The following is an 18,786-nucleotide window of genomic DNA, read 5'->3' as shown; positions in this document are numbered from 1 at the left end:
GGGTGACATGTGGCTTCACCAGTCGAGAAGTGCTCCGTCGGACCCCTCCAGCTCAAGCAGGGGCTCGGCCTTGTAGGGGTGTGCGGCAGCGGCCCGCTCGTCGATGTCGAGGCCCCAGCCGGGTGCCGTGGGAGGGTGGACGTGCCCGTCCACGATGGGCAGGCCGCCCTGCACGACCTCGTCACGCCACGGGACGTCGGCGCGCATGACCTCCTGGACGAGGAAGTTCGGGGTGCCGAAGCCGAGGTGCTGGTTGACGACGGTGGCGATCGGGCCCAACGGGTTGTGCGGAGCCAGAGGAACGTTCCATGTCTCGGCCATGGCGGCGATCTTGCGTAGCGCGGTGGGACCGCCGACGTGGCAGACGTCCGGTTGCAGAACGGCGCAGGCGTGTGCGGCGAGGTGGTCGCGGAAGTCTTGGAGGGAAATCAGTCGCTCCCCGGTCGCCACCGGGAAGGGCAGCGCCCGCGCGACTTCGGCCAGCACCTCCGGGTTGCCGGGCTGGCAGGGCTCCTCGAAGAACCACGGATCGAACTCGGCCAGCGCCCGTCCGTACATCAGGGCCCCTGCGGCCGTCGTGCGGCCGTGCAGGTCCACCATGATCGCGACATCGGGCCCGACGGCGTCCCGGACCGCGCCCATGACCTCGGCGGCGCGGCGGACAGCGGCGGCACCAGGCAGCGCGGGTCCCATGGGGACAGCGAGGATCTTCAGGGCGGTGAAACCCTCCGCCACGCTCCGGAGCGCGGCCTCGGCGAAGTTCTTCCCGTCTGCGGCGCCGTAGACCACTGAGGAGTCACCACCACCGAGATGGTCGTACATGGGGACCCTGTCGCGGACCAGCCCGCCGAGGAGCTGCCAGCAAGGTACGCCCAGGTGTCGGGCCTTGATGTCCCACAGGGCCTGGTCGATGCCGGATATCGCGCTCATCGTCACCGCGCCGCCCTGGAAGAACTGGCCGCGGTGCATGGTCTGCCACAGTCGCTCGATGGCGAGAGCGTCCCGGCCGATCAGCAGGCCACTGAGGTCCCCGACGGCCCCCACGACGGCGCGGGTCTTCCACTCCAAGGTCGCCTCGCCCCAGCCGACGAGGCCAGGCTCGTCGGTGACGACTTTGACGAAGACCCAGTTACGGAGCCCGGCATGGACCACGTGGGTCTCGACAGCCGTGATGCGGATCATCGGGCGCCTCCCGGCAAGAACGCGTTCCAGGGTGGGCTCTCGGTTCGGGAGACGGCTGAATGCATGGTCTGGGCCATAACGCTCCTTTTCATGGCGGCCGGAGTGCGCGTCCGGGCACCGCCGCCTGACGGGGTGCCGTGATCAGGCACCTCACCGTCGGCAGGAATAATAAATTAATAAGTATGGAGAAACAAGGTGTCTCGCACGGGGAGGCACCCCTCCCCCGCCTCCACCCGGTCGGCACTTTTCATAAATTACGAGTAAAGTCACACTGACAAGCGCATCCGCTGACACCTGGTCCGCTTGCGGGCCACCAGCGACGTGACGACTCAGGGGAAGACCACGGTGAACGGCTACAACGGGCGGGGCGTGCACGGCCACACGGTGACCGAGCTCGGCATGTGGATCGTGTCGGGAGCGCTGCCCCAGGGCCAGCCCATCGATCTGCAGGCCCTGGGCGAGGACCTTGACTTGAGCATGACCGCCCTGCGCGAGGCACTCAAGGTGCTGGCCGCGAAGGGCCTGCTTGAGGCACGGCAGCGGCGCGGAACGCTGGTGCTGCCCCGCGAGCGGTGGAACCTGCTCGACGCCGATGTCATCCGCTGGCGGAACGAGGCCGGGGAGACCCTGGAGGTGCTGCGCGACCTCGCCGAAGTTCGGGCAGCGATCGAGCCCGAAGCCGCGTCACTGGCCGCGCTGCGCCGCACCGAAGCCGAACTCACCGAACTCGATGCGGCGCTCGACGCGATGCGCGAGGCGGTGGGCCGCGAAGCGCCGGAGGCCGTGGCAGCAGACCTTCGCTTCCATCGCACGCTGCTCCGAGCCACCCATAACGAGATGTTCGCCCGGATGGATGTGTTCATCGAGCCGGCACTCCGCCTGCGCGACGGCCTCGTCCACCAGCACGGACGTCACGAGGATCCCGTACCCAGCCATGCCCGCGTCGTCGACGCCGTCCGTGCAGGTGACGCCGAGGCCGCAGCGAACGCGGCCCGTGCTCTGCTGGCCAAGGCGACGGAAGACGCCGAGCGGCTGCTCGAAGCGAGCGGGGAGAAACGTGTCGTCGACCGCGGGTAGACAGGCCGGCTCCCGGCGGGACCGAGAAGCCCCGGGCGGCCGGCTGCGGAGACCGTCTTGGCAGCCACCGCTTGGTCACCGCTCCCCCGGCCCACGTGGCCGCGCCGTCCGTACCAGATTCGGCCAGGCTGCCCAGGAAGTCGGCCGCGGCCAGACCTGAAACGGCGCCGGCGAGGAAGGTGCAAGATCCGGACGCCGAACCGGTACGTGCCGGCGTTGCTGGGCAGTTCGAAGAGGAAGCATGCGATGAAGAAGATCCCCTCCCCGAAGCCGTAGGCAGTGGCGGTCAGGCCCGCCTCGTGGCTCATCTGGAGCTTGGCGAAACCGACGTTGTTCCGGTCCTGGGCCGGGCGGTCAGTAGGTGGCCCTGCCGCCGCTGATGTCGTAGACCGCGCCGGTGGAGAAGCTGACCCGGTCGGAGGAGAGGAACGCGACGAGTTCCGCCACCTCTTCGGGCCGGCCTGTGCGCTGCATGGGGATGAGGCTGGTGATGTGGGCGAGTACGTCGACTGTCGTGGTGGCGTTCATGGCGGTGTCGAAGACAGCGGGCGCGATGACATTGACCAGCACACCGGAGGTGGCCAGTTCCTTGCCCACGGACTTCGTCAGGGCGATCACGGCCCCCTTGGAGGCGGAGTACGCGGCAAGGTTGGGGTTCCCGTCCTTGCCGGCCATGCTCGCGAAGTTGACGACACGCCCCCAGCCGCGCTCGCACATGCCGGGTACGAAGGTGCGCATGGTATTGACCGTGCCGACGACGTTGACGTCCAGGATCCGGCGCCATTGCTCGGCTGTGGTCTCCAGCAGGGGCTGGTTGGGACCCACGACTCCGGCGGAGTTGATCAGGACATCGACAGGACCGATGTCCTCGGCCGCGCGCAGCAGGGCCTTCTCGTCGCTGACGTCCGCGCAGACGTCGGCGCCCTGAAGGTCGAGGGTGGTCACCTCCAGACCCTCGTCTCGCAGACGTCGGGCGGTGGCCGCGCCGAGTCCGCTCGCACCGCCGGTGACGAGGGCTGCCTTGGTGTGCGTCATTGTTTCTCCTGTCATGGGAGGGGTGAACAGTGGTGCCGCAGGCCAGGGAAGAGATGTGCCGGGCCAGAGGTGGGCCGGGCAGGATGGTCCGGTCGGCGCCGAGGAGGGCTCGCCCGGTGGCAGTGCCGGCGCCGGACACGACGGCCGGGGTGGCACGGGCGGGGGTCAGTGCACGGGAGGCCGAGCGAGTGGCGCCGTCCACGTGCCGGGCGGCCAAGGCCCACGCTTTCTGCTCGATCGGCCGGATCTGCTGAGCGCGCAGCCACCGCGTCAGGTCTCTGCTCCGTGCCGCACGGGGCGAACGCGGCCCGGGGAACTAGCAGATAGTGCGAGGCGTCGTGGGCGGAAGACAGCCGGTCGGTGGCACGAGCAGCGGCCCCGCCTGGCTCGGCCTGTTCCAGTTGCGCAAGCAGCAGTTCGTCCGCCGCTGGTAGAGGGCCGCCGTGACGGTGGGCGGCCGGTCATTGACGCCGGTCAGCGGGATCCATGACTTACCCCCGAGCCGTTGGATCCGATCGGCGTGGCCGTGGCCCTCGCACAGGTCCGCATGCCATTGCGATGGGTGGAACAACTCGACCCTCTTCCAATTATCGGTACGACGGTCTAAGTTCACGATGGAGCATACGCACACACACGACGGTTCGAGAACACCCGGCGGCGAAGAATCCGAAGGCGACGGCACCGGCCGCCTCGTCGGCTCCGACCGTGTACTCGCCGTACTGAAAGAACTGGCCCGCTACCCCGAAGGCGTGGGCCTGGAAGAACTGACCCGTGTGATCGGCAGCCCGAAGCCCACCGTGCACCGGGCGCTCGGCGCGCTGCGCCGGGCAGGTCTGGCCGATCAGGACACGCGAGGGCACTACCTTCTCGGGGACGAGTTCCTGCGCATGGCCTTCGCTCACCATGAGGAGCGGCCGGAGCATGTCCGACTGAACCCGGTGCTTCAGACATTGGCCGCCCGATTCGGCGAGACCGCCCACTGCGCGGTCCTCGACGGCAGCGAGGTCGTCTACCGAGCCAAGGTCGACCCGCCCGCTGGATCCGTCCGCCTCACGTCAACTGTCGGAGGCCGCAACCCGGCCCACCTCACGGGAGTGGGAAAGCTGCTGCTCGCCCAGGAGTTGCCCACGCTGGAAGCAGTGCAGCAGCGGGTCGGCGACAAGCCCCTGGTGCGTCGAACCCCTCGGAGTCTCTGTACGGCCGAGGAACTGCACCAAGCCTTTGAGGCGACCAGGGAACGCGGTTACGCGGTGGACGACGAGGAGAGCGAGGTCGGTGTCAGCTGCGTCGCTCTGCCCGTCTACGCCCTCGCGCCCTCCGCACCCTCCGGCGCGCTGAGCGTCAGCGCGCTGACCTACCGCACACCACTCACCGTGCTCATCGACACGGTCGACGAGATCCGCGATGCGCTCGGCCCCCTCGGAAGGCCGCAGCAGCAAGGCCCACGACGCCGCGACCGCCGGACGCACCGGCTCGACGGGAGTCACTGCGGAAGGCGCTCCTGGAGACCGTCCACGGCTGCTCCGTCGTCGTGCAGATCCCGGCAGCCCTCGCCGACGTCCTCGACATCCGGGTGTCTCCCGGACTCCACCCCCGCCTGGCGACCAGCCTGCACATCTCAGGAGACTCGACCATGTATCTCATGCGCATCGGTGCCACAGGCGCCGAAAAGCCCGTCGCCCGCATCGATGACGACACCTATGTCGACCTCTCGGACACCGTCTCCGACTTCGACGAGACATTCTTCGGCTCCGGCGGCGTCGACCGCATCCGCCCGCTGGTCGCCGAACGCGCCGCCACCGGCCGGGTGTCCCGCTTCGCCGGCGAGCGCATCGGCGCCCCGATCGCCCGTCCCCACCAGATCCTCTGCATCGGGCTCAACTACAGCGACCACGCTGCTGAGACCGGGCAGGCCGTCCCCGACGAGCCGATCCTGTTCACCAAGTCCCCCAACACACTGGTCGGGCCCAACGACGACGTGCGCATCCCGCGTGGAGCCACCAAGCCCGACTGGGAAGTCGAACTGGGTATCGTCATCGGACGGCGCACCAGCTACCTGGACTCCGTGGACGAAGCACGTGGCGCCATCGCCGGCTACCTGGTCGTCAACGACGTCAGCGAACGCGCCTTCCAGATGGAACGCGGCGGCCAGTGGGCCAAGGGCAAGTCCGCCGAGACCTTCAACCCCGCCGGTCCCTGGCTCGCCACGACCGACGAGATCGACGACGTTCTCGACCTCGGCATGTGGCTCGACGTCAACGGCACCCGACGGCAGGACGGCAACACGAAGACGATGATCTTCGACCCGTACTTCATCGTCCACCACCTCAGCCAGTTCCTCGTCCTGGAGCCCGGTGATCTGATCAACACCGGCACCCCGCCGGGTGTCGGCATGGGCTTCAACCCGCCGGTGTGGCTGGAGCCCGGCGACGTCATGGAGCTTGGCATCCACCACCTCGGCAGCCAGCGCCAGAACGTCCTCGGGCCACGCTGAACCACACCTCAACGCGCACCTCGACCGACCCACCCCTCTCCTTTCATTATGTGTTCGAGCACTTTCATAATATGAGTGTTCATGGGTAAGGTCTTCGTGCAGTGCAAGTCCGTCCGGAGCCAGTTCCGGGCTCCGGGCGACGGTGTCGGGTCTCCACCGACGCCGCTGCGAGCGCTGCCGTCATTCCGGTCGGCCGGGAGTGGCCGCTCACGTCCACGCCCTTCCGCCGCACCAAGACGTACCGGCGACGTCCGTCGGTACCGGACAACAGGAGCTGACGACGTGGCAGTTCGCACGATCTCGACCGGGCACACCTTCCTGGAGAGCCCGCGCTGGCACAACGGGGACCTGTACGTCTCCGACTTCTTCGTCAACCAGGTGCTGCGCTTCCCGGGCGGCGAGGGCGAACCGGAGATCGTGGCGACGGTCCCCGGCATACCCTCCGGTCTCGGGTTCCTCCCCGACGGCGACTTGCTCATCGTGTCGATGGACGACCAGACCGTCTATCGCAACACCCCGTCCGGCCTCGTGCCGTACGCCGACCTCAGCGGTCGCGTGCCGGGCAATCTCAACGACATGCTCGTCGACGCCGAAGGACGCTGCTACATCGGCGGCGTAGGCCATTCCACCGGTGACGAGAGCGACTTCGGCCCCACCTCGCTGCTCGTGGTGCAGCCCGACGGCGAGGTGCACGAGACGATCGGGGACCTCAACTTCCCCAACGGAATCGTCAAGCCGGATGCCGGCAGTCTGCTCGTGGCCGAGACGTACGCGGGCACGGTGCGCGAGCTGCGTCTGGACGATCACGGCGTGCCGGTCGCCAGCAGCGTGTGGGCGCACTGGGGTCCCGAGATCGACTATTTCGATGTCAAGCGGGCGCACGCGGTGCTCGATGTCGAGCCCGACGGCCTCTCGCTCGGGCGGGACGGCACGCTCTGGGTGGCCGACGCCAACGGACACGGCATCGCGCGGGTCACGAAGGGCGGCGCGGTCCAGGAGTACGTCGACACCGACGACCTGAGTGTTTTCGCGGCCCTTGCCGTCGGCCAACGCCTGTACCTGTGCTGCTCTCCGCGGAACCACACGGTCGACTGGAGCAAGCTGCGCAGCAGCGAACTGCGGGTCGCGGACATCTCCTGATCCCCCTGCACACGTACAGCGGAACGTACCGGAAAGGACGAAGTTCCATGGTCGGAGTCGGTGAAGGACGCGTCGCCCTGGTGGTGGGCGGTGCGAGCGGGATCGGTGAGGCGACCGTTGACGAGTTGGTGCGGCGGGGATGGCGGGTGGTCGTGGCCGACCGCGACGCCGAGGGTGCCGAGCGTGTCGCTTCCCGGATCACCGCATCGGGAGGTGCGGCCCATGCGGTCACGGCAGACGTCACCGACACCTCGTCGGTGGTGGCCGCGACGCGCGACGCCGCAGAACGCTGGGGCCGGCTGGATGCAGTGATCCCGTGCGCCGGCGTCATCGACCCATCGCCGTCCGACACACTTGAGGACGCCTCACTGCTGCGGATGCTCGACATCCACCTCGTCGGGACCATCCGCTGTGTGCGGGCGGCTTTCCCCTATCTGTGCGAGGCGGCCGAGCCGGCGATCGTCGCCATCTCCTCGGTGGCGGCCCACATCGGCACACCGCACCGCCTCTCGTACACGGCGGCCAAGGGCGGCATCGAGGCGGTCGTGCGCACGCTGGCGGTGGAGTGGGCTCCTCACGGAATCCGGATCAACGCGGTCGCCCCGGGATGGGTCAAGACACCGATGATCACCCAGGCGATCGACGAGGGCCGCCTCGACGCCGGCACGCTGGAAGCGCTGAGCCCGTTCGAGCGGCTTGCCGAGCCTGTGGAGATCGCAGGGGCGATCGCCTTCCTGGCCTCGCCCGCCGCCAGCTATGTGAGCGGTACCACGCTCCTCGTGGACGGAGCACTCACCGTGCGCGGGCCGTGGCCGCAAGGCGTCGTGCCACCACCCGTCCGCCGCCGCGAGAACTGATCAGAGCATCCACCCGAGGAAGGCAGCAACGATGAAGTACTACGGAGTCGTCTACGACGTCGGCTATCGCGTGTTCGGAGAAGATCCGTCGTCGGTCGAACCCTTCGTGCCGGAGGTGGTCCGCAACGACATGCGTGTCATCGCCGAAGAGTTGCACGCCAATGCGGTGCGCATCGAGGGTGAGAGCCTGGAGCGGCTGCTGATCGCGAGCCGGGCCGCGCTGGACGCGGGACTCGCGATCTTCTTCTCGCCGTGGAAGATGAACGCCGACCTCGTGACCTCCAAGCAGTACATCGCCGAGGCGGCCATGGCGGCTGAGCAACTGCGCCAGGACGGTGCGGACATCGTGTTCATCACCAACTGCGAGTACTCGATCTTCTGCGACGGTGTGTACCCCGGCTCGAACATCTTCGAGCGCAGCGCCTGGGCGAAGAACTACTTCGAGGGCGGGGCACTGCCGCTGACACCGGAGGGACTGCACGCCGATCTCGACGCCCCGCACCGGCGGCTGAACGAAGCACTCGGCGAACTCGCCCGCACTGTGCGGGAATCCTTCCAGGGCCCGGTCACCTACTCCGCCGCCTCGTTCGAGGACGTCGACTGGTCCCTCTTCGATCTCACCGGCCCGAACTTCTACCGTGAGCGCCAGAACGACGAGGAGTATCTCGCCGGGCTCGAGTACTACCGCTCGTTCGGCAATCCGGTGATCGTGCCGGAGTTCGGGTGCTGCACCTACCTCGGCGCGGCGGATCTGGGCGCCCGAGGCTGGCGGGTCGTGAAGGACGTGCTTCCCGACGGCACCGGTGTGTGGGTGGACGACACGGTGCCGGCGCGCAGCGAGCGCGAACAGGCCGACTATCTTGAGCGCCAGCTCACCTTCTTCGAGAAACACGACGTCCATGCGGCGTTCGTGTTCATCTTCTCGCAGATCACCCGGCCCGGCGGCGAAGGGCCGCGGGATCTCGACCTGGGTGCGTACTCGCTCGTGCGGTTCCATCCGCCCGAGGATCCGCGGTCGAGGGAGATCCAGCCGTGGGAGCGCAAGGAGTCCTTCCACCGGGTGGCCGAGGTGTTCCAGAAGCTGGGCACCGCGAGCGGCTGACGCACCCGCTGCGGACTCGCGGAAGGTGGACCAGGCTCATCAATTCCGGTCCACCTTCGGCGTCACGAATGACAGCATCGACGGCCACCATTTGAAATGATGATCGACTATTTGCAGGATCTGCTGATAGGCTCCACCCGTGACATATTTGGTGAGCTGGGCTCATGACTGACAGTAGCGACATGGGGCATGCCGGTCAGTGCAGGGATCACCGCGTGATGTTCGCCGAGATCGCGGTCTGTTCGCTCGAACTCCCGGCACCCGTGCGGCTCGGTGACGCGTTCTATCCCACCCGCGACTACGTCGCCGTGCGACTCGTCGACGACGCGGGCATCGAGGGTTTCGCGTTCGGATACTCGCGGGGCACGCCCCTCGCGGCCACTCTCGAGTCGATCCTGCGTTCCGTGGTCGCGACGAGGGTCGGCGCCCGGGCGGGAACGGTCCAGCGGATCCTGTCGGCGAGTCCGGCGGTGCGGCCACTGCTCATCCGCGCGGCGAGTCTCGCTGACATCGCGCTCTGGGATCTCGCCGCGAAGTGCGCCGGAGCCCCGCTCGCCGACCTGCTCGGTGCAGCACGCGACCGTGTGCCCGTGATGCCGGTCGCCGGATACTTCCGCGATGTCCGCGGGGACGACGCCGTCATCGCGGAGATCACGGACTTGGAGCGGCGCGGCCACCGCCGGATCAAGCTCATGGTCGGCGCCGTGGGCTCCCCGCAGGCGCTCGCGTTCCTCGGCCGGGCCCGTGACGCCCTCGCGCCGGAGACCCGGCTGGCGGTGGATGCCCACTACTCCTTTACGACCGTGCCCGAGGCCGTCCGCGCCGCCCGGACGCTTGAAGATGCCGGGGTCGACCTGCTTGAGGATCCGTTCCTGCCCACGGAGTGGCGCAAGCTCCGCGAACTGCGCCGGGAAGCGCGGATCGAGTTGGCCGCCGGTGAGGATGTCGTCGATCCGGTGCAGTACCTCGACCTCTTGGAGAGCGTCTCGGTGCTCCGGGTCGACCCGACGACATGCGGCGGTATCCGCGCGGCGCTCAGCGGGATCGAGGCGGCGGGCCATCGCGGTGTCGGCGTCATCCCGCACGTGTTCACCGCCATCGCCGCACAGCTGGCCGGCGCCTTCCCGGCCGTCACGAGCGTCGAGCACATCCCGGCGGCGAGCGGATCCGACCCGATCGACCGCTACTTCGACGGCGAGCTCACGATCGAAGCCGGCGAGGTGATCGTGGACCGCAGGCCCGGTGTCGGCATCCATCTGGACTGGGAGCGACTGCGTCGCGACGCCGTCGCCGTCGTCCGAATCGACGCGGCATGAGCCGCGAAGGGGGAACAGCGTCATGAGTTCACCGGCTTTCCGTCACTGCGGGCTCACCGTGTCCGACATCGACCGGTCGCTCGAGTTCTGGCACGACGCTCTCGGGCTCGAACTCGTCGCCCGGCAGTCACAGGAGCGCGGTTACATCGAGGTCATCACGCAGGAACCCGGCGCGCACGTGCATCAGGCACATCTGCGGTTCCCCGGCAGCGACGACTTCATCGAGCTGCTGCAGTACGTCGCCCCGCAGGGCGAGCCCAGGAGAGTGCTGCCGCGCGACCCGGGCGGCGGACATGTGGCGGTGACCTGCGACGACCTGCCGATGCTGCTCGCACGGCTCGAAGCGGCCGGCGGCCGGCGGTTCGCCGACCCTGTCGCACTCGATCGCGGCATCAACGCCGGCGCCCTCGTGGTCTATCTCCGTGACCCCGATGAGCACATCGTCGAGCTTGTGCAGCCACCCGCTCGCATGGGCTGAGTCGGCTCGTCCCGGGGAAGATGCGGCCGCCGTCACGCGATCCGATTCAGTCGGGCCGGAAATCGCCTACGGCGTCAAATGATGAACGCTACATTTGAGAGTATGCACAAACAAGGACCGCTCGAGGAGCCTCGGAGTCAGACCCGGATCCAGTCCGTCAGCCGGGCGATCGGGCTGTTGTTGGCGGTCGCCGAGAGCCCCGACGGCGAGACGGCCAAGCGGCTCGCCGACCGGGCCGGCCTGTCACTGGCCACGACCCATCACCTCCTGACGACGCTGTGGGCCGACGGCATGCTGACCAAGGACGAGGCACGTGTGTTCCGCCTCGGCCCCAAGGCCATGGTCATCGCCGACACCTACCAGCGGCTCGCCTGGGTGCCGGCCGAGTACCGCACAGCGCTGCACGCGGTGGCACGCAAGACCGGTGAGACCGTGTACCTGGGCGTCTGGCGCAACGGCGGGGTGCAGGTGGTCGACAAGGTCGAGGGCGCCCATGCCGTACGCGTCGTCGGACTGGACGTCGGGTTCACCGAAGACGTGCATGCCCGCGCGAGCGGCAAGCTTCTGCTCGCGTACGCGCCGGAAGAACTCCGCACCGCGGTGCTCAACCGGTCCCGCCTCCGGCCGGTGACCGCACACACGATCACGAAGAAGGCCGACCTGCTCGCGGAGTTCGCGACCATCCGCGAGACGGGTCTCGCGTACGACCGCGAGGAGTTCCAGATCGGGGTCACGTGCGTCAGCATCCCGTTGTGGCGCGCGGGCGAGGTCGCCGCATGCATCACCGTGTCAGCGCCGAGTCAGCGGTTCGACGCCACTGAGGAGGCCGTGATCGCAGCGATGCGGGAAGCCGTCTCCGCCCTGTAGCGGGCCATGGCCACGGCGCGGCCGGGGACACCGCCGCCACCGAACACCTGACCGGGCTCGCCGTCCGCCGGATCCCGTACCCCGGCGACGCGAGCCCGTGTGAGCCGCCCCGCCGCCGTGCAGTGGCCCGGCCGGGCGGCCGACGCAGCCGTCGACTCGCCAGGCACAGACACACGTTTCGCCGGCCAACGCTCACCACAACCTTGCCGGCGCCTGCCCGTACTCCGCACTCGGGCAACCTCCATCCATCACGATCACCAACCCTCGATGGGGCGGTGACATGTCTGCATGCTGCCCATCGACACTGACAACCCTGCATACTTTATTTATCTGAAAAGGGCTATCACCATCTTGCCTGCCGGGGTTATGCTGCCGACGCTGAAAGTGACCATGCGCGATGAGGCGGTGTTGAGTGGTGTCAAACTGGCGTTCACATGTGACTTCCGCCGCAGGCGCGGCAGGAAGGAACGCGTGAGACATGCGCAGCATCATCAATCTCGACGGCGTCTGGAATGCGGCTGAAGGAACCCTCAAGGAGGTTCCTTCGGACTTCGCCCACAGTGTGCCGGTGCCAGGCCTGCTCGACATGGCGTCGCCCGCCTTCGCGGAGATCGGACTGCAGAGCACGCTGCGCGAGGCATTCTGGGTGCGCCGTGAGTTCGATCTCGATCGCGAGCCCGCGCCACTGAGCCTCCTGCGGATCGGCAAGGCTCGCTACGGCACGAAGGTGATCCTCAACGGTGTGGAGATCGGCGAGCACCGTCCCAATCACACCGTGGGCGAGTTCGACCTCGGCGGTGCGCTCAGGCGTGGTCGCAACGAGCTGCTTGTGCGACTCGGACCGTGGCGCGACGACGAACCGACTTCGGTGCCCGACGGGCGCGACATCGAGAGCTACCTCGCCGTGCCCGGGATCTACGACTCGGTCGAGTTGGTGCTCGCCGACTATCCGTACATCGACGTGGTCAAGACCGCGCCCGATCTGGACGCCGGGTCGGTGCGTGTGTCCGCCCGGCTCCGCGCGGGGGCGGAACCGGCCGTGTTCACGCTGGACGCGGTGGTCAGCGAAGTGTCCTCCGGTGTTGAGCGCGGCACCGCGAGCAGCGGTCAGCTCGCCCTCGCCCCGCACGAGACCCGGGAGGTCGAGTTCGAGGTGACGCTGGGGTCACCTCGGCCATGGAGCCCGGAGGATCCTTTCCTCTACGTGCTGCGGCTCGACACCCCCGCCGATTCGCGGACCGTCAGGTTCGGCATGCGCTCGTTCACCTTCGACAAGGCATCGGGACATGCCCTGCTGAACGGACGGCGGTATCCCATGCGCGGCTCGGCGTCGGCGATCTTCCGGTTCTTCGAAGATCCCGACCGGGGAGACCGCCCGTGGGATCCCGCGTGGGTGCGCAAACTGCATCGCCGGTTCAAGGCGATGCACTGGAACACCATCCGCTACGCCATCGGGTTCCCGCCCGCCTTCTGGTACGACATCGCCGACGAGGAGGGCCTGCTCGTCATCGACGAGTTCCCCCTCTTCTACATCTACCTCGCCGACGACGCCCCCGCCGTCGAAGCCGCGCTCGCGCTCGACCCGAGCGTGCGCAGCTACGGCCTGCGCAGCATCACCGCCGGACAGGCGCGCACGACCGAACCGGCGAGGACGGAATGGCCGGCCGCGCTGACGGCCGACGCGCTGGAAACCGAGTTCTCCGAGTGGGTCGAGGGGCACTGCAACCATCCGTCGGTGGTGATGTGGAGCAGCAACTGCGAGGGGCGGTCGCCCGAGACCGGGGTGCTCGTCGAACGGATCCGGAAGCTCGACCCGCAGCGCCGGCCGTGGGGCGACGGCTGGAACCCTCCCCCGACCGACTCCGACCCGTACGTGGCGCACTGGTACCTCCAGTGGAACGCGGCGATGCGCGGGGAGCCCACGGGACTCGGGATGTTGTCCGGGATGCGTAAGAGCGCGATCGGCTATCCGCTCGGCGGTGCACCGGAGGAGTTGCTGCCGCATCTGCGCACCCCGAACAAGGACTTCGACGGCGTGCCGGTCAACACCGGTGGCAACGCCGTGTTCCTCGAAGAGTACGGCTGGCTGTGGCTCACCCGCGACGGCAAGCCCACACGGCTCACCGAGCCGGTCTACGAGTCCCTGGAGGGCTGGCCGGTGGCAACCGCCGACCAGCGGCGCTACACACGCGCACGCCTGACAGCCGCGGAGACCGAGTTCTTCCGGTGCAACCGCACGCTGGCGGGGCTGCTGCTCTTCTGTGCGCTGACGAGTTCCCATGATCGGGTCTCGACCGCGGACGCCTTCACCGATCTCGACTCACTGGACTACGAGCCGCACTTCCTGGAGTACGTGCGCGACGCGTTCGCCCCGGTCGCCCTGATGGTCGACGTCTGGAATCGCGAACTGGCCGGCGGTGTGTTCCACGAGGTCCCGGTCACCGCCATCAACGACCTGCCCGACGACTGGAGCGGTGAGCTGGCCGTGCGCGTGCGAGATGCCGGCACGGGCACGGTGATCAGCGAGCAACGGCGCGCCATCCGCATCCCGGCGCTCGGCCAGGAGCGCGTGTACTTCGGCCTGACAACCGTGATACCCGACGGCGAGCACCAGATCGTCGCTGAACTCACCGACGGCGACGGCTACTCGGTGCGCAGCCTGCGCGATGTCCGGGTCGTGTCGGGCTGATCCGGGTCACTCGACGCCCGACTGCGGGAGCCGTCCGAGCGGATGGACCTGGTTGTGCCCAACGCCGTCTGGTCACTGCGCCGTTGTGTCCCCGGTCCCGGGCCGGTGACACTGCGCATCGAGATCACAAGACTTGAACAGAATGAAATCGTCATTCATAGTGTTGAAATCCAGGTGTGCCGTGTGCGCCGGCCCAGCACGGTCACGGGCGAGTGAGGAAAGGGAGCAACGGTGATCGAACGGCTTGAGATGTATCGGCGTATGGCCTTCATCCGGGGATTCGAGGAGCAGGTCCTCGAACTGGGACGGGAAGGCCATGTCGCCGGATCCATCCACCTGTGCCTGGGACAGGAGGCGATCCCGGTCGGCGCCATGGCGGCGCTGCGGCCGGGTGACCGTGTGCTGTCGACCTACCGTGGACACGGCTGGGCGCTTGCGGCGGGCGCCGACCCGTTCGCGGTCATGGCCGAGATCGCTCAGCGGGCGGAGGGCACCAACGGCGGTCGCTCGGGTTCGCCGCTGCTCAGCGCGCCCGAGGTCGGGTTCCTCGGCGAGAACTCCATCATCGGCGCCGGCCTGCCCATAGCCGACGGTGTGGCGATGGCCTCCCAGTTCCGCGGCGACGGCAGAGCCGTGCTCGCGTCGTTCGGCGACGGAGCCATGAACCAGGGTGGGACCACCGAGGCGATGGTGTTCGCGGCGGCGAAGAACCTCCCGGTGATCTTCGTCTGTGAGAACAACGGATGGTCGGAGATGACTCCGATCACGGCCACGACGCGCGGCGAGCACCTCGCGGTCCGGGCTCAGGGACTTGGCATCGAGGCCCACGTCGTCGACGGCAACGACCCGGTCGCCGTGTATGAGGTCGTGGGCGAGGCCGCGCAGACGTGCCGCGAGGGACGCGGCCCGGTGTTCATCGAGTTCAAGACGGCGCGACTGTCCGGTCACTACAACAAGGACATTCAGCACTACCGTCCCGCCCAGGACATCGAGGCGGCACAGGCGGTCGACCCGCTGACGCGGTTCCGCGAGCTCGAAGGGCTCCCGGAGGCCGAGGTCGCGCGGGTCGACGCCGAGGTGGCCCAGCAGATCGCCGCGCTCGCCGAGCGCACCCGGCAGGCGCCGGCACCGTCGAGCGAGGGCGTCCTCGACCACCTCTACGCGCCCGACCTCCCGGCGCCCACCGTGGCCGCGTCGGTCGAGCCCAAGGAAGTCCCGTACTTCCGTGCGGTCAACGAGGCGTTGAAGGACGCGATGACCCGCCGCCCCGAGGTTCTGGTCTACGGCGAGGACGTCGGTTTCGCCGGCGGTATCTTCGGCGTGACCCGCACGTTGCAGAAGGAGTTCGGCTCTGAGCGGGTCTTCGACACGCCGATCTCCGAGGCAGCGATCCTCGGCTCTGCGGTGGGCGCCGCGATGGAGGGGATGCGCCCGGTGGTCGAGATCATGTGGGCGGACTTCGTGTTCGTCGCGCTCGACCAGATCGTGAACCAGGCATCGAACGTGCGGTACATCAACCGCGGCAAGGTGTCGGCGCCGTTGGTGATCCGGATGCAGCAGGGCGTCACCTCCGGTTCGTGTGCTCAGCATTCCCAGAGCATCGAGGCGGTCCTCGCTCATGTGCCCGGCATCAAGGTCGGCCTCCCGGCCACGCCGCAGGACGCGTACGCGATGACGCTGGCGGCGATCGAGGATCCGGACCCGGTCGTGCTCATCGAGCACCGCTCGATGTACCAGGACGCCGGACTCGTACGGTTCGAGGGCCCGTCGGAGATCGCTGCGGGCGCGAAGTTCCACCGCGACGGCGGTGACGTCGCCATCATCACCTGGGGCTCGATGGTGGCGCCGGCGCTCCAGGCCGCCGACCGGTTGCAGGCGGAGGGTGTGAGCGCGACGGTCCTCGATCTACGCTGGGTGCGTCCGCTCGACGAGGCGGCGATCGCCCGCGCCGTGGCGCAGTCCGGTGGCCGGGTCGTGGTGGCGCACGAGGCTTTCCTCCACGGTGGGTTCGGCGCCGAGGTCTCCGCTGTGATCACGGAAAGCCACTTCGATCAACTGCGGCACCCGGTGGTGCGGGTGGGCACGCCGGATGTGCGGATGCCGTCCGCCCCCGCCCTGCAAGAGCTCCTCCTGCCCAGCGCCGACTCGATCGCAGCGGCCGTTCGGGAAGCCGTGAAACAGTGAGCGATCTCGTCGAGTTCCTCGTCAACATCGAGATCGACACCGGCGGCCTCGATGCCGCCGCTGTGGACCGGCTCCGCGCCGCGGAGGCCCGGCGGGCCCGCGAACTTGCGGCCGACGGCAGCGTCGTCGCCCTGTGGCGGGTCGAGGGACGGTGGGCGAACGCGGGCATCTGGCGCGCTCCCGGTGAGGAGGCACTGCGGGGAATCCTCGACAGCCTCCCGCTACGGCCGTACATGCGGATCGAGTGGGCCCGGCTCACCGAGCATCCGAGCGATCCCCGGCTCGCGCGCTGCGACGCACCGGCGAGAAACCCGCGCAGCCGGATCACACTCGACCCGCTGCCGCCGCTGAGGACGCGGGAACGCGCCACCGGCGTGCGGCGCGGCGTCATCGAACTGCCGGAGCTGCCCGGAGTGACGATCCGCAGGCGGAGCGATCGGCAGCCGGACGCGTCGGCGGTGGCTGCGTCCCGCCACCACACCGACACGGCCGATCGGATCTCCGCCCGCGTCGACGTGGACGTCACGCTGGCGGCCGATTCTGCGGACGCCGTCTCGGCGATCGCGCGAAGTATCGAGGCCGCGGCCCGTGCCCTGCCCAAGGCCCGCATCGAATACTCCGGTCTCACCGGCAGTACCGGTCCGGCCCCGGTCCCAGTCGCGTCGGCTGACGCGGCGATCGTGATCGGCTTGTGGCACTCGGAGGGCGTCGACGGCGTCGAGATCCGCCACGAGCACGCCGACCACGACCTCGACATCCATATCGGCCCGCTCACCCCACGCGTCGTCGCCAGGGCTTTCGACGGTGGCGACGACGTCATGCAGATCCGTCGCCTCGTCACGATCGACGCGACCGCCCGGACAGCGCGGCTGTCCGGGGACCAGATCGCGTCGTTCCTGCGCGACATGAGATCACGAATCGACGGGTGGGCAGCCAGCGTTCGGCGGCCGTCGGCGCCCGCGTGACACCCACGGAACACCCACCGCACATACCGCTCAGCGAAGAGGAGAACCCCATGAGACGGCAGCACCCGTCGTGGAACTCGGCCACCAGTCTCACTGACCAGGTGATCGTCGTCACCGGCGCCGCATCAGGCATCGGCCGCGCCACCGCCGAGGAGTGCGCGCTGGCCGGAGCCCAGGTCGTCACCGTCGATCGGAACGCGGAGGGTCTCAAGGAGACCCGCGGGTTGATCGAACAGGCCGGTGGAGCGGCGCCCATCGGTGAACTCGTCGCCGATCTGGCCGATCACGCCGCGGTCGAATCGGCGATCGCGAAGCTCGCGCAGTACGAACCCGACCATCTGTTCCACGCCGCCGGGCTGATCATCCGCCGCGACGACATCAACGACGTCACCCTCGACGACTGGGACCTCCAGGTTTCGGTCAACCAGCGCGCATCCTGGTTCTTGACGCGCGGGTTCTGCCGGCAACTGATCGCCCGCGACCGCGCCGGCTCCGTCGTGCTCGTGTCGTCCATCTCCGGACACCTCGGGCTCATGTCCGGTTCGTGGGTGTACGCGTCCACGAAAGCCGGCGTCTCGTCGATGACCAAGGGGTTCGCGAAGACGTTCGGTTCGCACGGTATCCGGGTCAACGCGGTCGCCCCGGGGCTCGTCGAGACGCCCATGGTGCGCGGCGGTGTGCGGAGCAAAGAGGTCGACGACCTGATCAACACGAGCGTTCCCCTGCGCCGCACCGCCGACCCCGTCGAGATCGCCCGCGCATCCATGTTCCTGCTCTCTGACGCGGCAAGCTTCATCACTGGTGTCACCCTCGACGTCGACGGCGGGTGGCTGCGCAGATGAACGCCAACGGGATGTTCGCCGATGTGCTCCACGTCGGCTTCACGGTCACCGACATCGAGCGTTCGGTCGACTGGTACGGACGGGTGCTCGGCCTTGAGCTGATCCATCGCCAGCACAGCGACAACGCCTACATCCGCGCCCTCGTCGGCGTTTCGGACGCCGTGCTCGAGGTCGCGCAGTTCGCCCTGCCCGGATCGCCCCCGCGCTTCTCCACGCATGTCCTGGAGCTGATCCAGTACGTCGAGGGCCAGGGCGAGCATGCTGTGGGGCTCGGGGTGAACCAGGCGGGCGCCGCCCACCTCGGCTTCGTCGTCGCCGACATCCACACCAAGTGCAGCCAACTGCTCGCGGAGGGAGTCGACTTCGTGAACCTGCCCGTGCTGGTGACCGAGGGTGCGAACGCCGGCGGCTACGCGTGCTACTTCCGCGACCCCGACGGCATCGTGCTCGAACTCATGCAGTTCGCTCCGCAACGAGCGCAACGCCTGGGGATCGCGTTACCGCCGTCTTCCTGAACTGCCGATCCAGTCCGGCACCCAGCATAATCTGCTTCCTGCT

The 18,786-nt window shown here is 68.5% G+C and carries 16 protein-coding genes and 1 pseudogene; 15 read left to right on the top strand and 2 right to left on the bottom strand.

Translation table 11 applies throughout. From position 1 onward, the window contains the following. Nucleotides 1–15 precede the first annotated feature (15 nt). The gene (gene dgoD, locus CTZ28_RS24075) at nt 16–1,182 is read right to left on the bottom strand and encodes a galactonate dehydratase (RefSeq protein ID WP_220795397.1); all 1,167 of its coding nucleotides are present in this window, start codon (nt 1,180–1,182) and stop codon (nt 16–18) included. A 345-nt stretch (nt 1,183–1,527) separates the two neighbouring features. Here dgoD and CTZ28_RS24070 point away from each other — a divergent pair, with 345 nt between their 5' ends. Further along, nucleotides 1,528–2,259 (top strand): FadR/GntR family transcriptional regulator, encoded by a 732-nt coding sequence (locus CTZ28_RS24070; protein ID WP_121891763.1) that lies wholly within the window; start codon nt 1,528–1,530, stop codon nt 2,257–2,259. A 354-nt stretch (nt 2,260–2,613) separates the two neighbouring features. Here the strand turns inward: CTZ28_RS24070 and CTZ28_RS24065 are convergent, their stop codons facing one another. Next, entirely contained in the window at nt 2,614–3,294 is a 681-nt protein-coding gene (locus CTZ28_RS24065; RefSeq protein ID WP_121891762.1) for an SDR family NAD(P)-dependent oxidoreductase, read from the bottom strand. Between the two features lie 614 nt (nt 3,295–3,908). Here CTZ28_RS24065 and CTZ28_RS24060 point away from each other — a divergent pair. The 14 genes and pseudogenes from CTZ28_RS24060 to CTZ28_RS24000 form a co-directional block, all read left to right on the top strand. After that, nucleotides 3,909–4,724: pseudogene (locus CTZ28_RS24060) on the top strand (IclR family transcriptional regulator); the annotation flags it as partial. Nucleotides 4,725–4,927: 203 nt separating this feature from the next. Further along, the gene (locus CTZ28_RS24055; protein WP_121891761.1) at nt 4,928–5,788 is read left to right on the top strand and encodes a fumarylacetoacetate hydrolase family protein; all 861 of its coding nucleotides are present in this window, start codon (nt 4,928–4,930) and stop codon (nt 5,786–5,788) included. Nucleotides 5,789–6,070: 282 nt separating this feature from the next. Next, on the top strand, nt 6,071–6,928 hold the full coding sequence (locus CTZ28_RS24050; protein WP_183154555.1) for an SMP-30/gluconolactonase/LRE family protein: 858 nt from the start codon (nt 6,071–6,073) through the stop codon (nt 6,926–6,928). A 47-nt stretch (nt 6,929–6,975) separates the two neighbouring features. After that, on the top strand, nt 6,976–7,785 hold the full coding sequence (locus CTZ28_RS24045; protein WP_121891759.1) for an SDR family NAD(P)-dependent oxidoreductase: 810 nt from the start codon (nt 6,976–6,978) through the stop codon (nt 7,783–7,785). 31 nt (nt 7,786–7,816) lie between these two features. After that, nucleotides 7,817–8,887 (top strand): hypothetical protein, encoded by a 1,071-nt coding sequence (locus tag CTZ28_RS24040; RefSeq protein WP_121891758.1) that lies wholly within the window; start codon nt 7,817–7,819, stop codon nt 8,885–8,887. A gap of 164 nt (nt 8,888–9,051) precedes the next feature. Beyond that, entirely contained in the window at nt 9,052–10,203 is a 1,152-nt protein-coding gene (locus CTZ28_RS24035) for a mandelate racemase/muconate lactonizing enzyme family protein (RefSeq protein WP_121891757.1), read from the top strand. 22 nt (nt 10,204–10,225) lie between these two features. After that, complete coding sequence (locus CTZ28_RS24030) at nt 10,226–10,681, top strand: VOC family protein (RefSeq protein WP_121891756.1); 456 nt, start codon at nt 10,226–10,228, stop codon at nt 10,679–10,681. Between the two features lie 102 nt (nt 10,682–10,783). Continuing rightward, complete coding sequence (locus CTZ28_RS24025) at nt 10,784–11,548, top strand: IclR family transcriptional regulator (RefSeq protein ID WP_121891755.1); 765 nt, start codon at nt 10,784–10,786, stop codon at nt 11,546–11,548. 288 nt (nt 11,549–11,836) lie between these two features. After that, the gene (locus CTZ28_RS46630; protein WP_147481196.1) at nt 11,837–12,070 is read left to right on the top strand and encodes a hypothetical protein; all 234 of its coding nucleotides are present in this window, start codon (nt 11,837–11,839) and stop codon (nt 12,068–12,070) included. Beyond that, nucleotides 12,027–14,237 (top strand): glycoside hydrolase family 2 TIM barrel-domain containing protein, encoded by a 2,211-nt coding sequence (locus tag CTZ28_RS24020; RefSeq protein ID WP_121891754.1) that lies wholly within the window; start codon nt 12,027–12,029, stop codon nt 14,235–14,237. The genes CTZ28_RS46630 and CTZ28_RS24020 overlap by 44 nt, the downstream gene beginning before the upstream one ends. A gap of 231 nt (nt 14,238–14,468) precedes the next feature. Beyond that, nucleotides 14,469–16,421, top strand: coding sequence for an alpha-ketoacid dehydrogenase subunit alpha/beta (locus tag CTZ28_RS24015; RefSeq protein WP_220795396.1), 1,953 nt, complete (start codon nt 14,469–14,471; stop codon nt 16,419–16,421). Next, nucleotides 16,418–17,386 (top strand): muconolactone Delta-isomerase family protein, encoded by a 969-nt coding sequence (locus CTZ28_RS24010; protein WP_259471772.1) that lies wholly within the window; start codon nt 16,418–16,420, stop codon nt 17,384–17,386. The genes CTZ28_RS24015 and CTZ28_RS24010 overlap by 4 nt, the downstream gene beginning before the upstream one ends. A 50-nt stretch (nt 17,387–17,436) precedes the next feature. Further along, nucleotides 17,437–18,228, top strand: coding sequence for an SDR family NAD(P)-dependent oxidoreductase (locus CTZ28_RS24005; protein ID WP_147481195.1), 792 nt, complete (start codon nt 17,437–17,439; stop codon nt 18,226–18,228). Then, nucleotides 18,225–18,743, top strand: a complete 519-nt coding sequence (locus CTZ28_RS24000; protein ID WP_121891752.1) for a VOC family protein — start codon at nt 18,225–18,227, stop codon at nt 18,741–18,743. The genes CTZ28_RS24005 and CTZ28_RS24000 overlap by 4 nt, the downstream gene beginning before the upstream one ends. The last annotated feature ends 43 nt before the right edge of the window (nt 18,744–18,786 follow it).

The sequence above is a fragment of the Streptomyces shenzhenensis genome (genome assembly GCF_003688995.1).
GTDB lineage: Bacteria > Actinomycetota > Actinomycetes > Streptomycetales > Streptomycetaceae > Streptomyces > Streptomyces shenzhenensis_A.
This window is presented reverse-complemented; position numbering and strand designations above follow the sequence as displayed.

Bases quoted from the DNA above. Each gene is read 5' to 3' on its own strand.
- dgoD (WP_220795397.1), bottom strand. From the start codon at position 1,182: ATGATCCGCATCACGGCTGTCGAGACCCACGTGGTCCATGCCGGGCTC.
- CTZ28_RS24065 (WP_121891762.1), bottom strand. From the start codon at position 3,294: ATGACGCACACCAAGGCAGCCCTCGTCACCGGCGGTGCGAGCGGACTC.
- CTZ28_RS24055 (WP_121891761.1), top strand. From the start codon at position 4,928: ATGTATCTCATGCGCATCGGTGCCACAGGCGCCGAAAAGCCCGTCGCC.
- CTZ28_RS24045 (WP_121891759.1), top strand. From the start codon at position 6,976: ATGGTCGGAGTCGGTGAAGGACGCGTCGCCCTGGTGGTGGGCGGTGCG.
- CTZ28_RS24040 (WP_121891758.1), top strand. From the start codon at position 7,817: ATGAAGTACTACGGAGTCGTCTACGACGTCGGCTATCGCGTGTTCGGA.
- CTZ28_RS24035 (WP_121891757.1), top strand. From the start codon at position 9,052: ATGACTGACAGTAGCGACATGGGGCATGCCGGTCAGTGCAGGGATCAC.
- CTZ28_RS24030 (WP_121891756.1), top strand. From the start codon at position 10,226: ATGAGTTCACCGGCTTTCCGTCACTGCGGGCTCACCGTGTCCGACATC.
- CTZ28_RS24025 (WP_121891755.1), top strand. From the start codon at position 10,784: ATGCACAAACAAGGACCGCTCGAGGAGCCTCGGAGTCAGACCCGGATC.
- CTZ28_RS46630 (WP_147481196.1), top strand. From the start codon at position 11,837: ATGCTGCCCATCGACACTGACAACCCTGCATACTTTATTTATCTGAAA.
- CTZ28_RS24020 (WP_121891754.1), top strand. From the start codon at position 12,027: ATGCGCAGCATCATCAATCTCGACGGCGTCTGGAATGCGGCTGAAGGA.
- CTZ28_RS24005 (WP_147481195.1), top strand. From the start codon at position 17,437: ATGAGACGGCAGCACCCGTCGTGGAACTCGGCCACCAGTCTCACTGAC.
- CTZ28_RS24000 (WP_121891752.1), top strand. From the start codon at position 18,225: ATGAACGCCAACGGGATGTTCGCCGATGTGCTCCACGTCGGCTTCACG.